At 63.6% G+C, this 16,341-nt stretch carries 7 protein-coding genes; 5 read left to right on the forward strand and 2 right to left on the reverse strand.

The genetic code is table 11. The features are described 5' to 3' along the window. The first annotated feature begins 93 nt into the window (after nt 1-93). The 5 genes from EV652_RS10500 to EV652_RS10515 all read left to right on the forward strand — a co-directional run bounded on the left by EV652_RS10500 (nt 94) and on the right by EV652_RS10515 (nt 11,949). A complete protein-coding gene (locus EV652_RS10500; RefSeq protein ID WP_132208843.1) occupies nt 94-1,509 on the forward strand; it encodes a DUF4917 family protein in 1,416 nt (471 codons plus the stop codon). Nucleotides 1,510-1,944: 435 nt separating this feature from the next. Next, nucleotides 1,945-5,199 carry a DUF499 family protein gene (locus EV652_RS10505; protein ID WP_158441140.1) on the forward strand — a complete coding sequence of 1,085 codons (3,255 nt, stop codon included), beginning with the start codon at nt 1,945-1,947 and terminating at the stop codon, nt 5,197-5,199. After that, nucleotides 5,196-5,684: a DUF7680 family protein gene (locus EV652_RS46370; RefSeq protein WP_439649049.1), complete on the forward strand. Its 489-nt coding sequence runs from the start codon at nt 5,196-5,198 to the stop codon at nt 5,682-5,684. The genes EV652_RS10505 and EV652_RS46370 overlap by 4 nt, the downstream gene beginning before the upstream one ends. 1 nt (nt 5,685) lies before the next feature. Further along, nucleotides 5,686-8,595 carry a DUF1156 domain-containing protein gene (locus tag EV652_RS10510; RefSeq protein WP_132208845.1) on the forward strand — a complete coding sequence of 970 codons (2,910 nt, stop codon included), beginning with the start codon at nt 5,686-5,688 and terminating at the stop codon, nt 8,593-8,595. Between the two features lie 54 nt (nt 8,596-8,649). Next, a complete protein-coding gene (locus EV652_RS10515; RefSeq protein ID WP_132208846.1) occupies nt 8,650-11,949 on the forward strand; it encodes a DEAD/DEAH box helicase in 3,300 nt (1,099 codons plus the stop codon). Nucleotides 11,950-12,200: 251 nt separating this feature from the next. On the opposite strand, the gene EV652_RS10520 is transcribed toward EV652_RS10515, so the two are convergent. Next, nucleotides 12,201-14,804, reverse strand: coding sequence for a phospholipase D-like domain-containing protein (locus EV652_RS10520; protein WP_132208847.1), 2,604 nt, complete (start codon nt 14,802-14,804; stop codon nt 12,201-12,203). A gap of 24 nt (nt 14,805-14,828) precedes the next feature. Beyond that, nucleotides 14,829-16,304 (reverse strand): hypothetical protein, encoded by a 1,476-nt coding sequence (locus tag EV652_RS10525; RefSeq protein ID WP_132208848.1) that lies wholly within the window; start codon nt 16,302-16,304, stop codon nt 14,829-14,831. Nucleotides 16,305-16,341: the final 37 nt, after the last annotated feature.

The raw sequence follows: 16,341 nt of genomic DNA on the forward strand, positions 1-16,341 counted from the left end.
CACTGTGGCCATGGGCAACTTGTCGCCCGAATTCACTGGGCCGGTCCAGTTGGAACTAGCCAGGGCAGCGGAACAGCTGCCCGGCAGCGCGGCATGCTCGTCGACACACGGCGAGCCGAAGGGGCGGTGGAAGTCGCCCAGGGCGGCCTTGCGGAGGAGGAAGCTTTTCTGCACCAAGCAAGCCGACACGCCGATGGCGACAGCCAGGCCTACGAGAGGCGTTGCTCGGGCCTCGAGCGAGCAACCAAGAGCCACAGCCAGCCAGCTCAACGGTCGCTTCTGCCGATGCGCGTGCAGGGACCGCCATGGTCGGTGGAATCTGATCTTCGCGGGCTCCGCGGAGCAGTGCGCTCATCTGTCGACAAGGGCTGGCGGTCCCGGGCGAACAGACTTGAATCTGGTCGGCGTGTCAGTTGCGCGCTGTCGGAAGGCGTCGGCCCTGAGGGGGTGAAGTGGGCGCCCGCGGTGCCTGGCACTAGATTCGGCGCGGGTGAAGCCGAGGAGGACGCGATGAGGACGACCACCGTCGATGACGAGCTGCCGGACTGGAGCACGCTCGACAACCGTGAGTGGCCCACGCTGATCATCGGCAATGGTCTGAGCATCAACCTGTGGAGCGACTTCCGCTACGACAGTCTGTTCAGCAAGGCCATGTTGTCGTCGGAGGCAGCAGACATCTTCGCGGAACTGGACACGACCAACTTCGAGACGGCGCTGGAGTGCATCCACCACGCGCGGCTCGTGCTCGAAGCGCTCAGGCGGCGCACCAACCAGGTGGACACCGTCTACGCCGAAGTCCGCGACGCGCTCTTTGAGGCGGTGACAGACGCACACCTCAAGTGGAGCCGCTTTCCGGTGAACTCGCACAAACAGATTGCGGAGACACTCGACGAGTACGAGTCCGTCTACACGACGAACTATGACCTATGTCTGTACTGGTCCCACCTGCAGAACCGCGCACGGGTGGACATTGTGGACTACTTCTGGTCCCAGCCGGACAACCGGTTCGATCCGGCAGACGTGACTTTGAGGTCTCCCCGACTCACCCCCGTTTACTACCTGCACGGTGCTGTGCATCTGTGGCAAGATGACGAGAACGACAACGGCAAGTGGACCAACGCCGATGGCGGCAACCTGCTGTCCCTCGCTTCGAACTACACGGCGAAGTCGAGCCGCCGACCTCTCTTCGTCAGCGAGGGCACCTCCAGGGCGAAGGTGCGTACCATCCAGCGGTCTCCGTACCTGAGCTTCTGCCTCGAATCACTCGCTGACGATGAACAGGACGCCGTCATCTTCGGGCACTCGCTGAGCGCACAGGACCAGCACATCGTCGACGCGATCAACGCGGGTCCGAAGCGGAAGGTGGCGGTGTCCATCTACCCGAGTGGCAATCCCCAGAAGGTCATCGAAGAGAAGGTCCGCATTCAACAAGCACTCGACCGCCACAGGGTCTCCTTCTACGACTCGACAACACATCCCCTCGGGGACCCAGGACTTAACATCCCGTAGCCGCGAGGAGGTGGATCGCGGAGTACGAAGGACTGCACGCGATCATGGCCGTCAGGGACTGTGCGCTCTCTTGCCTGGGCGGCTCACGCAGCCGCTCGGGAGGCCGGGCGATCCGGTTGCCGTAGCCCGCCGCTCGCGCCGCGGGCTACACAGCGGCGAGCCTTCACCTCGCCGGATCTTGGTCGATATCGCAGCGGTGCTCTCCACGGCTCGTGGGTCGCACGGCCGGCCCACCGACGGCTTCTAGCCGTCAGCCGGGCCGGGCCACTCAGCTCGGTCGGGCTGATTCGCCGTGACCCTCCGATGCCCTCCTCTGTATCGCGAGTAGCGAGATCTCAGCTCGCCGATGAGTTGGCGATATGGTTCTGCAGGGGGATGATGCCCACCCCCCTTCCAAATGGGCGGGACGGCAAGACGGGCGGGATGGGACCTAGTGTGACTCTCAAGCCTCTTCGACAGATGTGTGAGCCGCGCGAAGACGTGGTGAAAGGTGGGCTGAGCGATAATCACTTCGCTGCCCAGTTGGACAAGATTATCCGTGATCCGCTCAACTACCCGGTGTACGGCGACCCTGAGCAATTCTTCGCGTTGACATATCCAACCACTGGGTTGACGACGCTGCTGACTAAGGCCTTCGGCCGCGTGCAAGGCGTGGGCGGAGGAGGTGGAGAGAATGGAGTGCTTCGGTCGGAGACCTCGTTCGGCGGCGGGAAGACGCACGGCTTGACCGCCGTGTACCACCTGGCACGCGGTGCTCGGCCGGGAAACGTTGGCGACTTCCTGGACCCGAAGCTGCTCCCTGAAGGCCCGGTGCAGATCGCCGCAATCGTCGGAGACGCGCTCGACCCGTCCGCAGGCCTTGAGACGAACGGCGTGACAACATTTACAATCTGGGGCGAGATGGCCGCACAGATCGGGCCTGGGGCATCAGCCGTGATGGCTGCGAATGACGCGCAGCGGACTGCACCGAGCACTCATACAATGGTGCGCTCATTCGGTGGGCAGCCAACGATCGTGATCATCGACGAGATCGCGCAGCATCTTAGGCAAGCGTTGAAGTCCGGAAGCGAGGATGTACGACGGTACGCCCAGTCTGTCCCGGTGTTCCTGAAGAACCTCTTCGAGATCGCTGGCGACCCTACCAACCGTGTCGTTGCGATCGTGACACTCGCGTCAGGTACGGACACCTTTGGCAAGGAAACGAACGAGATCGCGGACCTCCTTGACGAGACGAGCGAGTCCGCCCGGGTCGCGGTCGCCGAGGCTGCCGACGTGCTGACCCGGATGGTGCAGCCTGGCGCGGTGATCAAGCCCGCCGAGGACACCGAGATCGGGGAAATCCTCAAGCGGCGCCTGTTCGTACACATCGACTCGGCGGCAGCGGCTGACGCAGCTCGCGCCTACCGCGGCCTGTACGAGACGCTTGCAAGAGAGGGCGAGCGGTTCTCTGGCGGCGCGGAGGCACCCGCAACCTACGCGGCGCAGCTCGAGAAGGCATACCCATTCCACCCAGAGTTGGTGCGGGTTCTCGACAAGCGGCTCGGAGCAATCCCGAGGTTCCACCGCGCACGCGGAGCGCTCAAGCTGCTCGCCGAGGTCGTCTCCGGAATTTACCGCGACGGTGACAACTGCGACGTCATCAACGTCGCCGACATCGATTACAGCGACGAACCGGTACTTGCACACCTCACCAGCAACCTCGGCCGACCCGAGTTCGCGAGGGTCGCCGAAGCAGACCTCGCAGGACCGGCGTCGCACGCCGCGAGCGTTGACGCACACGTTTTTGGCGGTAAGCCGCCATACGCGACGAGGGTGGCGCGGACGGTCTTCATACACTCCCTTGAGATGACAGTGACGGCGGGGGCCGGCCGGTCAGAGTGGCTGCTCGGCACGATCCGACCGGGTGAGTCCACGACTCTGTTGGAGAAGGCGCTCACCGAAAACGAACGGATCTGTTGGCACCTCTCCTCTGACGGAGCCAGGTGGCGGTTCCATGTCGAGCCAAATGTGAATGCCATTCTGGAGGAGGAGAAGGGTAATGTTCAGCACACGCGCGTGGCGACTGTGCTGGACGACCTGCTAGCCAAGGCGTTCGGAAACGACGGCGGCGCCACAACTGTCCTCTTCCCAACTGGCCCGGCGAGCTTGCCTGATCAGGCGGACCTGCGCGTCGCTGTGGTCCACCATGATCAACGGACCGTACTTGGCCTTGATGCTGACGCTCCGGACCAGTTCCTGGTTGACATGCTCGACACGGTTGGCCAGTCGAAGTCACCGCGGAAATTCCGCAACAGTATTGTGTTCGTCCTTGCTGACACTGATCAGGTCGGTGCCCTGCGCGATCGCGTTCGAGGCCTGATTGCCGCGGACGTCATCGCCGGGGATGTGGCCCGCATGAGCCAGTTCTCCGCCGACGTACGCAAAAAGATTGAGGCCTACCAAAAGAATGCTCGACTCGAGGCCCGCGTCGCGATCACTCGTTGCTTCAAGCACGTTTACTTCCCCACTCAGGACAAGGCTCATGGGCACCTTCGGCACCGCGAACTCCAGGCGCAGCAGCAGGGAGATACTCGTTCAGCGACGGCAGTCGTCCTTACGCTGCTGGATGATGAGGGCAAGATCCGCAAGGACAAGCCCTCCTACGATTGGTTGAAGGCGAAGGCGTGGCCAAGCTCCCAAGCATCAGTCACCACTGAGGCGCTCGCGAACTGGTTCTGGATTGACCACAGTTCGCCGATCATCCGAAATCTGGGGCTGGTCCGTGAATCTATCCTCGACGGTATGCGCAACGACGGGTGGGTCTACTACGACGCATCGAACGGCCGCGCTTACACCTCTACCTCGATGGCCGGGCTCTCCGTGGAGTTCCGACCCGACGCCGAGTTGATGACCGTCGCCGAAGCGAGCGGACGAGGTCTGTTGACCCGTAAGCCAACTGCCGGCGACCTGAAGGGGATAGTCACGGGTAGCAGCGTTGCAACAGGCGCTCAGGTTCGCGCCACTCTGGAGGAGAAGTGTGGTGGCGAGCCCAGCAAGGCTGATGTGCTGGACCTGCTTGCCGCCGCCGTGAGCCAGCACAACTACGACTGGCTCGTCATCACAGACAGCGACCCTGGCATGGGAGTGCGTGCACTCACCCCCACGCAGATACGCGAGAAGGGCCTGGACGGTCTACGGATTATGACCCGACAGACGGCCGATACCTCGGGCGTCGAGATCCCATCCCGCAAGGTGGAGAGAAACAAGTTCCAGGCATCGGGGCCGTCAGGGGTCGCAGTCGCTCAGATCGCCGACAAGGTGAGTGACTCCGGCAAGGCCCTGTCCGGCCTGTCGATCCAGGCCAATGCCGACGATCAGATCGGCACCGGTGATATCGACTTGCTGATCGCTACCCTCGGCATGCTTCAGCGGTATGACATCACAGTGAGCGCAGATCTGACCGCCGAGTTCAGCGGTATTGACGGCGCATTGGAGTTCTCGGGGCGCGGCGACAGAAAAGACTATCAGGCGCTGAATGCCACCCTGAGCAAAGTTCTGACCGCCGCCACCGCGGTCGCGGGTACGGTGCGTCTTGACTTCGCCTTCGCAGATCCGGTGTCGATTGAAGGCCCCGAGTTCACCCAGCTTGCCACCGTGCTCAAGACCCTCAATGTCACCACGACAATAGTCATCGCGGAAGTAGCGAAATGACTCACGGAAAGTCCAATGGCCTTGCAGCGCGTCGGATCGGCGCGATTCCCGATGGCGCGCGAGCCTTCCGGCTCACAGTGAAGCCCGGCCCAAGCGACACGTACGGTCTGGCGATCGCGGAGTCGTACGGAGATGGCACCGGGCCCACGACGCCTGTGCTCACCGCCACCGCTCCGCAGGTCAGTCGAGTTGTCGACGCAGTGTTGGCGGCGGTCAGGGCCACCGGTCACTCTGCAGGCAGGCTCGCCGTCGAGCACGGAAGGCCCATCCCGCTGGACGAGGCTGCGGGCGTCCGTCTAGCCCTCACCCTGTTTGCCTCCCAACCAGTCACCAAACATGATCGGATCCGTTCGATCGTCGCCGGTGTGAACACGATGAGTGTCGAGGAGACGTACTACTGGTACGCCAAGTGCGTCGGGCCGAGCGCGATACGTGCGCGCCGAGCGTTGCGCATCCTTCTAGCCGACAACAAGACCGGAGCCTGAAGTGAACGAAAGCAAGTCGGGCGGCCCCCGAGTTCTCATTGAGGATTGGCTCCCAGTCACCGAACTCGGCATCGAGTCGAGGCGCGAACGCGCCGCTGCCTCAGCTCTGCCACCGTTATCGTTTCTCCACGTTTGGTGGGCTCGACGTCCACTGGTTGCCTCAACCGCGGTTGTCCTTGCTGGCCTGTTGCCTGCATGGACTCGAAGCCTTGCTGATGCCTTCCCCGACGCTCTGCCGCTCCGAAGCGAGAAGGCTTACCATCGCTGGCTGTTTCACCTTGTCGGCATTTGGGGAGACCCGATCGCTGCGCGCCGCGCTTATGACGCCGCCGTCGCCAGTGGACAGCGGATCCCCAACCCGTACACGTATAGGCAGGCGTTTCGGAACGCGATTCCGCGCGAGGACATCGACCTACTTCACGACGTCCTCCGGCGGACGTGGGGAGACCTCCCGCTCGTCGCCGACCCAACCGCGGGTGGCGGAAGCATTCCCTTCGCCGCCAGCCGTCTGGGAATCCCCACCTATGCTAATGATCTAAACGGCGTGGCAGTCAGCGTCCTCAAGGCGGGTGTAGAAATCCCAGCCAGGCGGGGGCTTGACCTCAAGCCGCACTTGGAGATCTGGGGCAAGGAACTGGTCCGCCGTGTCGGGTCTCGACTCAAGGAGTACTTCCCGAGCGGTCCCGACGAAGTCGTCGCCACCTATCTATTCGCCAATGCGGTGATGTGTCCGCGCACAGGTCGCCTCGTCCCCCTGATGCCGGACAAGTGGCTGCGCAAGCAGAAGGGCAAGGAAGCAGCAGTTCGACTCGTTACCGTCCTCGACGGCAACGAATTGGACGAGCCGATGTTTGAGGTGTTGACCGGTGGCAGCGTCGACAGCAAGGAAGCCTCATTAGGAACGGTGCGCGGGGGTAATGGTGTCAGTCCATACGATGGGTTGATAATCGACGGGGAGTACATCAAGGCTGAAGCCAAAGCGAGGCGCATGCGGGAGATCTTATATGCCGTTGCCGTCCGCACGCCCACCGGCGAAAGGCAGTTTCGGGCGCCGACGGCGACTGATCTGGATGCTGTCTCCGCCGCCGCGGCTCGGTTCGACTCTGTTCGCCCGGAGTGGCAGAGCTCCGGAGTACTGCCTAACGAAGATATTGCCGACGAGGCCAACTATGAGCGTGGCCACCGCATGTACGGCAGAAACTCGTGGATGGACATGTTCACCCCTCGTCAAGCGTTGGTGCACGGCACCTTTAGTGACGAGTATGCGCGCCTAGTCCCGGAAGTGCGCCAGGCGTTGGGTGCAGACGCGGACGATGTCCTCTTCGAGCTGGCGCTCATGCAGGGAAAAGCGCTCAGCTACAACAGTCGCTATTGCCGGTGGTATGTGAGTCGTCAGGTGATAGCGCAAATCTTCGAGAAGCACAACTTTTCATTCAAATGGACTTTCGCTGAGTTCGAGGGAGCCTCGGCGCTATACAGTTGGTGCCTGGACCAGTTGGTCGATGCGTATGGCGGCATAGCTAAACTCGTGGACGAGACAGGGGCAAGTGGGCTCGTTAACAAGACGCCATTACAGCGAAGAGTGACGATCACGCAAGGTGGAGCTGCGAAACTACCCACGGTAGACGATAAGTCGGTGGCGCATCTCTGCATGGACCCGCCATATTACGACAATGTGATGTATGCAGAGTTAGCGGACTTCTTCTATGTCTGGGAAAAGCGCACATTGGGTCGTATTGCGCCCGAGTTCTTCAATGGTATCTCGGATCGAGATAATGAGGCTGTAGCGAACCCGGCACGGTTCGCCGCGATGGGAAAGCGGAAGAAGGAACTAGCGGACCTTGACTACGAGTCCAAGATGACTGAGATCTTCGCAGAATGCAAGAGGATTCTTCGTGATGACGGCGTCATGTCTGTGATGTTCACTCACAAGCGCGCCGAGGCTTGGGATACCTTGGGAATGGGACTCCTCCAAGCCGGCTTTACCGTGGAGACCTCCTGGCCCGTCAATACTGAGCCTGAACGAGGAGCTCATCAAGAGAAGCTAAATGCTGCGGTGTCGACAGTGATGTTGGTGTGCCGCAAGGGCAAGGTCGATTCAGGATCGCGCGTATTCATGGACGATATAGAGGAAGAAGTGCGCTCCGCGGCTCGCGATGCGGCCACAAGATTTCGCGCTGTCGGGATTGAAGGCGTCGACCTTCTGCTATCGACGTACGGACCGGTCTTGTCGGTCATCTCTGCCCACTGGCCGGTTTACTCCGTGGAGGCTGCTGATGACGGCCGGTCACGTTTGCTCCGCCCAGATGAGGCGCTGAGTTTAGCCCGCGAGGAGGTTGTGCGGATGCAGCGGCGCCGGATCATCGGGCGAGAGGTCCAGATTGATAATCATTCCGACTTCGTGCTTATTGCATGGGAGACGTTTAAGGCATCTGAATTTCCGTTCGACGAGGCACGCCGCCTCGCTCTCGCCGTCGGTGGACTTGACGTGGACGAACTGGCCCAGGCAAGGATTGTTGAGAAGAAGGCGGGCACGGTGCGTCTCTTGGCTCCGGCGGAGCGACAGCGCCGCGGCGGCGATGACACATCAAGCGGCGTTCGCCTGGAAGCCACCCACTTCGAGTACATGAATGACGCTGTCGACACAGTGCTACACCTCGCCGCGCTCGACGGGATGGGGCAAGCGAAGACGTTTATGGACCGGCTAGATCTGACCGCGGACCAACGCTTTCTTGCGTACGTGCAAGGACTGGTCAACGCCATTCCACGGGCGAAGGTCAAGGGTGACTGGGTGATTCCGCAGGCCGGGCTGCTCGACACTCTGGTGACCGCCTATCTGCCAGAGGTGACGATTCCCAGAGAGCCGGCGTTCGGGTCGGTCATGTCCAAGCAGGAGCCTCTGTTCGAGTGACCGCAGTGGCCTCAGGCCGTGGTGAATCGCATGGGCAGCGAGTGAGGGGTACGCATGGAGGGTTCCGGGTCAAGTGATGTATCCGCCATGGACGGGCGCGCGCTAGGGCTGCACGGTCTGCCGCTGGTCGGCACCTACTCGACTGGTGACAACGCGTTGCGCGGCTTCTACTTGCCGGCGCTCGCGGCTTCGTGCGCTTACGACCGGATGGCCGGCTATTACTCGTCGACAGTGCTCCGGATCACCGCGCGGGGCTTGCGCCGGTTCCTCACGAATGCTCAGGACCATGGCGGTCGAATGCGTCTGATCGTCGGCGCGCAGTTGTCCGCTCAGGACGTAGCTGCAGTCCGTGCGGGCACGCTCGAACGCGCGGAGGCGATTGGTCGGGCGGCCAGGGCGTGCCCGGTCGACTTCGACGGCGACGCCACCGGGGACAGCTACCTGCGAATGCTTGGCTGGATGGTGCGGGAAGGTTTGCTTGAGATACGCGTTGGTGTGCCCTTGGATGCGGACGGCCAACCCTTGGCGCCGGCGGAGGCGCGGGGGTACTTTCACTCGAAGTATGGTGTCCTCACCGATCAGTCAGGGGATCAGGTCGCCTTCATCGGCTCGGAGAATGAGACTGCGTCAGGGTGGCTGTACAACCACGAGACGTTCTCCGTCGCGCCTTCATGGGATCCGGCGATATGGAAATGGCAGGGTGCAGATATCGTCAGGCGGTTCGAGGAGCATTGGGCAAATCACCCGGATGCGGGCTGGGCCATCCTGCCGCTGGCCGATGTCGACGACCGACTGCTGAAGATGGTCACGCATGACTATATGCCGCCGGACCACGATCCGATTTGGGCCGCATTGGGCCTTAGAGATCCCGACGGAGCTGGCATTGAGCCTGAAGCTGACCCCACCGAGCAGCACGAGGAAGCCGCGTGGGCGGATCTGGTCGATCTAGCCCAGGAGCCGCTGAGGACCCCATTCACCGGGGCTCTGAGCGCTCCTGTCACGCCTCTGCCGCATCAGGCGAGACTGCTGCACCGCGCGGTCGGCACCTACCCCCGCAGCTACCTGTTTGCTGACCCTGTCGGGTTCGGCAAGACGATTGAAGTCGGCCTCGTTCTCCGCGAACTGCTGCTATCCGGCAAGGCGAACAATGCATTAATCCTCGTTCCTGCCTCTGTACTCAAGCAATGGCAGGAGGAGTTGGCTGAGAAGATCGGTCTTCTCGTGCCCCGATATGTGGGCAGCGAGTTCTTGGACTTGGAGGATCGGTCGGTGAGCACGCCGGAGAATTCCAGCCCTTGGTCGGCGTTCCCGATAGTTCTGGCGTCTTCACACCTGGCTAGGCGTCGAGCTCGCCGAGACGGCGTGCTTGCAGCAGGGCCGTGGGACGTCGTCGTCGTCGATGAGGCGCACCACGGCAGGCGCCGCGGCTCCAAACCAACCGACACCCCTAACTCGCTGCTGTCACTGCTGTTGGCAATGAAGGACAACGGCTCGTGGCGGGCACTGTACTTGGCGACTGCGACGCCAATGCAGATGAACCCACACGAGGCGTGGGATCTCATCAATCTCTTCGACCTGCCAGGGCGATGGAGCCGATCCGCCGCCGATTTCGTCTCTTACTACACACAGTTGCGCGAAGAGCCAGCCCAGCGAGCCTGGCTCCGGCTCGCCGCGATGGTCAACGACTATCTGTCCGACCCAGATGCTGATCGCGCCAGCGGCCTGGAGACGGCGATCAAGGCAGAGCTAGGGCCGGTCAGATCACGGAAGATCACGCGAATCCATAATCAGCCACTGCCGACCGAAACTGCCGCGGCGCTGAGCCCAACTGAGGTTCGGCTAATGGATGCATGGTTGCGCCATCACACGCCGATGCGCGATCGAGTATTTCGCAACACACGAGATACGTTGCTGGCGTACCAAGCGGCGGGAATTATCGGCCCCGAAGTCACTATCCCGGAACGGCACGTGCAAGACGTGTTCATCGACTTGGACCAGCGGGAACGGCGGCTGTATGAGCGTATTGAGAACTACATCCGCCGTTACTACAACGCGTACATGGCCGGAAATACTACGCAAGCTCTCGGTTTCATTATGACCGTATACCGACGCCGCCTCACCTCATCCTTCTATGCCATTCGGTGCTCACTTGAGAGGCGTCTGGCCGCGCTCGAACACGGCGCGACGCTCGGCGATTTGCTCACCGATGACGACCAAGCCAGCCTCGACGAAAGCCCTCTTTTCGACGTCGATGATCTGGATATCAGCGTCCGCCTGCTAGAGGGCGAGATCGCAGAGCTGCGCGACTTCGTCGCCGACCTCGCCACATTCGCCGGGGAAGACACGAAAGCTTCGCGACTTGCAGATGATCTCGCCGAGTCGCTCGCCACCTACTCCTCTGTCGTCGTGTTCACCCAGTACACGGACACGATGGACTATGTGCGCGAGCGGCTGTTGACTGCTGGATACGACAAGGTCGGCTGTTACTCCGGCCGCGGCGGCGAGTTATGGGACGGGGGTGCGTGGCGACACGTATCCAAGGCCGAAGTCAAGGACGAGTTCAGGCGCGGCGGGCTACACGTACTCATCGGCACGGACTCGATGAGCGAGGGCCTTAACCTGCAGACCTCCGGCCGGCTGATCAACTACGACATGCCATGGAACCTGATGAGGGTCGAGCAGCGTATCGGCCGTGTTGACCGCATCGGCGCAACCTACAAGGAAGTGCGTGTCACGAACTACTTCTACTCCGACACGGTGGAAGAAGCAGTCTACCGGGGCATCGCAACCAATTACGGCGACTTCACCGACATCGTAGGGTCCGCCCAACCCGTGCTTGGAACTATCGAAACCGCAATCGCGCAACTTGCACTGACCGACGCAGCCTCCTCCCGGGAGCAGCGTGAGGCCGACATCGACGAGGCGGTCAACCAGATCAGGGGTGACATCGCAGTCGCAGGCCGCCAGGCGGTCCGTCTGGACGACCTAGGGGATACGCCGTACCTCGATTACGCGTCGGCTGAAGCGCTCGCCCTACCCGATGACGTGAAGGATCATGGCCAAGTCGAGAAACTTCGTCAGCGTCTGCTGGCCAATCCGCTAACTCGAGATCTGCTCAGCCCTGTGCCAGGCAGGGACGGCATCTACCGATACCAACCGCCCCGGGTGCCGTCGGCAATCTCATTCGCACCAGGAAGCCACCCCACTACACCCGAAGAGGTCCGCGGAGAGGTAGGCAGTGGGTCGTTACTGGTGACTTTCGATCGCGACGTTGCCGATCAGTCGCCAGATGTGCTCTACGCCACCTACGGTACGCCCTGGCTGGATGCCGTTCTGCCAGCCCCGCCCGACTAGCCCGACGCGGCGGTGATGACTTGATCGAGCGTGTCGACGCTCGCGGCAGGTGTGCAGCGTCCCCCTACTGGTCGTGGATTCTCCACTTCTCGAAGGTGCGTAGGGGGCGCACTCGGGCTGCGGCGCCTTCGACGAATGGCCGCCGGGCAGGTTTTTTGGGGACCTGCGGGCTTGCTGGACCAGCCCAGTACTGTCCGAGCCACCGCTGCGTCTACGGTCACCCATGGCGGACAGTCACTGCGGGATCGGGCCTAGTCCGGTGGCGGTTCGGGTGACGGGACGCCGAGCTCAGCGAGCGCTTGAAGCGCTTCTGGGAACGGTTCTACATGCGGCACGTGGGGGATGGCGGTAGCACTCTCTAGGCTCCGTTGCAGCGCGAGGGCGCGCGGGCTGAGCAGGCCCGTCAGTCGGTAGTGTCGCCACAGCGTCCGCGGTCCGCCTCGATCAATGGTGAACAGGTCTGGCCGGCGCCAGATGCATAGCGCCCACTTGTCGCTCGTAGAGCTCGCCCACGCACCGATGATCTCGGCGTCTTGGGCAGCGCCGACGGCCTCAAGTGCGATGAGCATAGGGTTGCCGAATCGTCCGACGACGTGCAGCATTCTCTCGCCGTGCCGATGCGCGTCGCGGTCGAGTTCGGCGAGCGCCCACAGCGCGTCCGCAACTGGGTCGTTCTGCACGACGTCCGCTGCGATGGCCTCGACGGTCTCAATAGAGACGCTGCTGCCAAAGGCGTTTCCGAGTAGCTGGGTGTACTCCTCGATGTAGGTGCGGTCAGCGGCGACGAGTAGGTGCGCGACGGCGCCGGCCGCATTGTCGAACGCCGTTGTCTCCTGGGTGTGCACGTACCGGGGGGCCGCGGACCGGAGCACACTGAGCGCGACCGCGGCCAGGCTGCCGATCTGCGGCTCGGCCGGTACCGGAATTTCGGCGCCGCCGATCTTTTGCAAGGACTGGGACAACAACCCGACCCAGGAGTAATCGTCGCGGTCCCAGGCGCCGGCGGCCGCGGTCCACAGCAGCAGCCGGGTGACCAGCATTCGCTCGGGTGCCCCCACCTGCCCGGCGGCCGCAGTCATTCGCTCGGCCCATCGCCGGTACCGGCGGCGGACCCCAACTTCCGCTGTGCTGAGGTCGGGAATGACCGTAGGTGTCTCGGCTGTGTCGGCCTCTTGCTCGGCCGCGATGTCCTCGACGCTGTCGTCGTCGAGGCCAGCCTGCTGGTCACTGACCATTTCGTCGGCCCAGCTGACTGGCAGCAGTGCTTCGAAGGCTGCCCCCGTCCCGCCGGGGAGCGCTGGCAGGCCGAGTGCAAATCGAAGTAGCGGATGCCCGATTCGACCGGCGCATTCGTCCAGGTAGCGCTCCCAGCCGTCGAGGTCGTCGTCGAGTGGGCTCGAGACACTGTCGTGCCCCGAGCGGTCGGCTGCGACGACTTGTGGTGGCGCAGGTGGCAGATTTGACTTGAGCGTGACCAGGTCGCCGAAGAACTTCTCGGCGAGCCGAGGGTCGGCGAACAGGTCGTCGGGGCGCGTCGCTGGAGTGTGCACCGCCGTGATCCCGGGGCGCTGAACGACGCGCACAGGGTCGACGACGAAGACCAGATTGCTGTAGCGCAGGGCTCCCTCTTCGGCTGTCGTGACTAGCCGCAGTCGACTGCCGCCGTCGGCGGACACGGTGAGGTTGGCCTCGGTGGCGCCTGCGGCGACCTCACCGACTCGTTCCCATGTCTCGGGAGGGCTAGCGGCGGCCGAAAGCTCAACGTGTCCCCGAGCCGTAAGCGCCCGGGCGAACATGATGTGCAGCCCGTTTGCGGTCCGGGTGGCGCCGAGCATCAGGGCTCCAACTCGGGCCGAACGGCGAACGTCGAACTGCTTGCCGGCAACGGCAGCCGGAGCCACCCGACCACCCTCAGGAAGCAGGCTCATCGGCACGCGGGTGATGAGTCCCAACTCGCAGTTGCCACCGTTGGCGAGTGGTTGCAGCAAGGCCGCGCCCGATAGGTTCGGGCTCCCGGTCAACGCGTACCGCGCGCCGCCCACGGTCCATTCGATGAGCTTGCCGTGCCGGTATCGGGACTCCCCGTCTTGGCGCAGCTCGGCATCCCACTGCTCTGCGAGCGCACGTACGGCGGGCCCGTCGAGCTGGGTCAACTCCGGTTGGTAGGAGATTCGCAACTGTTGCGGCTGCAGCCGATCGACGAGCTCCCGAAGGGCGACCGCACCCGGATCGTGGAACGGCGCGCACACGGCGAGTTCCTCTACTGGCCCCACCGGCAGGTGGTCGAGGATCGGGGCGGGACTGGTGGAGACAAGGCGCACCCCGTCATCGATCACCTCCGCCGCCTGCCCAAGAAGCTGGTCCAAGTGTCCGGCCACCCTTGTGAGCGCGTCTGGGACGCCGTGGGAGAGCCGGACGAGTTCCGGCAGGTGACGCAGCCAGCTCGCGAGGTCGGCGAGGGACTTGGGGCAGGACGTGGCGTCGCCATACAGCACTGACCACAATTCCGCGTTCGCCTGCCATCCGGCGAGGGTCGCGTTGCCTGATCCGATTGCAGCGGTCACCCGACTCGGCCCGGCGATGAGCACTAGTTTTGGGTGGAACGCTCCGCCGCAGAGCGCCTGCCCGGGCAGGTAGGTGCGGCCGGCGCGGCGGGCGGCTCGGGGATCTGGCTGGCTCATCCGAGCGTCGCCGACGGTGGTGACGCGGGCGCCGCATGCCTGGGCCGCGCCGAGACCAAACGCCTCGAAGAACCCGAGGTCGATTGTGTATGACAGCAGCAGGACGTCTTCCGCCTGCCGGTCGCCGTGCTGTTCCTCCTCGAGAAGCAGCGTGAGCGGCGACGCAAGTGTCATTTTCGTCTTCTGAAGTGTCACGTTTCACCCAAGGAGTGCCTCGCCTGCGGAGGTGACCTGCCAGGTTCCCTCAACCCGGGCGACGACACCGGCGCCGGCGAGGACGGTGGTCAGCTGGTCGAGCCGCAGGCCCACGTCGGCGCGGCCCTCAGCGCTGGTCTTGAACAGCAGGCCGCCGCGCTCCTGAAGCCGCGTGGGAAGCCACAGCGTGCCATCGGCGCGACGGCGAGCCTTCGCGAGGGCGACGCGCTGGGCGCGCAGGAGTAGGTCAGCGGTGAGCCGACGGGCGAAGTCGCGTAGCGACGTGGGCGCGGCTTCTGTAAACCGTCGCGCGGTCCATTCCGGGGCGAGGTCGATGCCGCGGCGGTCGCCGAGGAACGCGTCGCGGACGTGACCGGCGAGCTCGTCCACTCGCCGCGCATTGACGGCGAGCACCGACAGTTCCCGCAGCGGTAGCACGAGGTCGCTCCCGCGCAGCTGTTGTTCGGCGGGCGCCGGCGTGCCGGACGGTGTCCGGGTCGCTGGGAGCTGGTCGAGGAATGCCTGCACTGTGACGTCAGGTAATGAGTCGGCGAATGAGTCGGCGACGGCGTCTGCCGGCGTGAGCCCGTTGACCTGCTCAACCAGCCACGACCACAAGCGCCGCCACGCCCCTACGTTGTAGTTGCGGAGGATGACTCCGCGCCAGGCGCTGGTCGCGGCGAGGCCCCTGGTCACGCGATCGCTGGTGACGAAGTCGCCGAACGCGATGACCGGGGCCAGGTCGGCAGTGACGTCGGAGACCTGGTGGGTTTGCATGATGCGCGTGATTAGCCGGATCGTTTCGCGCCGGGTCCCGGCCCGCGATCGCGGGTCGGCCTCGGTCGTGGCACACAACAGCTGTGCCAGCCAGCGGCCGTCCGGCGAGTCGCCCCCTGCGCACACGCATAGATGGGTGTGCTGACGCAGATCGTCGACGACAAGCTCTGGCCGTCGTGCCAGGTCCAGCAGATCATCCAGCCCGGCTCGGACTGCACCAGCATCGCTGGCGGGCCCTGGAGTCGGTACGCCCTTGGCGGCGAGTACACCCAACGTGACCTCGGAAGCGAAGTACGGGAACCAGAACCCCCACGAGTTCTGGACATAGCCGTCCTTGCCTGGCTGCGATGCCTCCGCGACATCGACGTGACCAGCGCGCAGCCTCCGGGCCAGCGCGTCCGTCCCGTGAGCCCGGGGCAGACCGACGTGGCTGTGCTCGTGTGTCCATGACACGGCGGCGAGCGCCACCTCTGTACGGCGCAGCAGCTCCTGCGTCTCGGCACTTGACAACCCCCGCTGTTCCGCTTCGTCAGCGATCAACGCGTGCAAGGCGTAGTACCGCGCGTGTGGAGTCACTGTCGTGACCCCCGGTACAAGCAGGTCCGCCATGCGCATCACGTGCCGCTCCACCGCAAGTGGGTACCGGCCGGCGGCAATATCCAGGCCGGCCGCACTCCAAATGGGACCCTGCAGTGTTGTCACCGCTGGCCGCCTCAAGCTAAACGGGAAGTAGATTGGC

Source organism: Kribbella steppae (assembly GCF_004342025.1).
In the GTDB taxonomy this organism is placed as follows: Bacteria; Actinomycetota; Actinomycetes; order Propionibacteriales; family Kribbellaceae; genus Kribbella; species Kribbella steppae.

Bases quoted from the DNA above. Each gene is read 5' to 3' on its own strand.
- EV652_RS10515 (WP_132208846.1), top strand. From the start codon at position 8,650: ATGGAGGGTTCCGGGTCAAGTGATGTATCCGCCATGGACGGGCGCGCG.
- EV652_RS10500 (WP_132208843.1), top strand. From the start codon at position 94: ATGCTCGTCGACACACGGCGAGCCGAAGGGGCGGTGGAAGTCGCCCAG.
- EV652_RS46370 (WP_439649049.1), top strand. From the start codon at position 5,196: ATGACTCACGGAAAGTCCAATGGCCTTGCAGCGCGTCGGATCGGCGCG.
- EV652_RS10520 (WP_132208847.1), bottom strand. From the start codon at position 14,804: ATGACACTTGCGTCGCCGCTCACGCTGCTTCTCGAGGAGGAACAGCAC.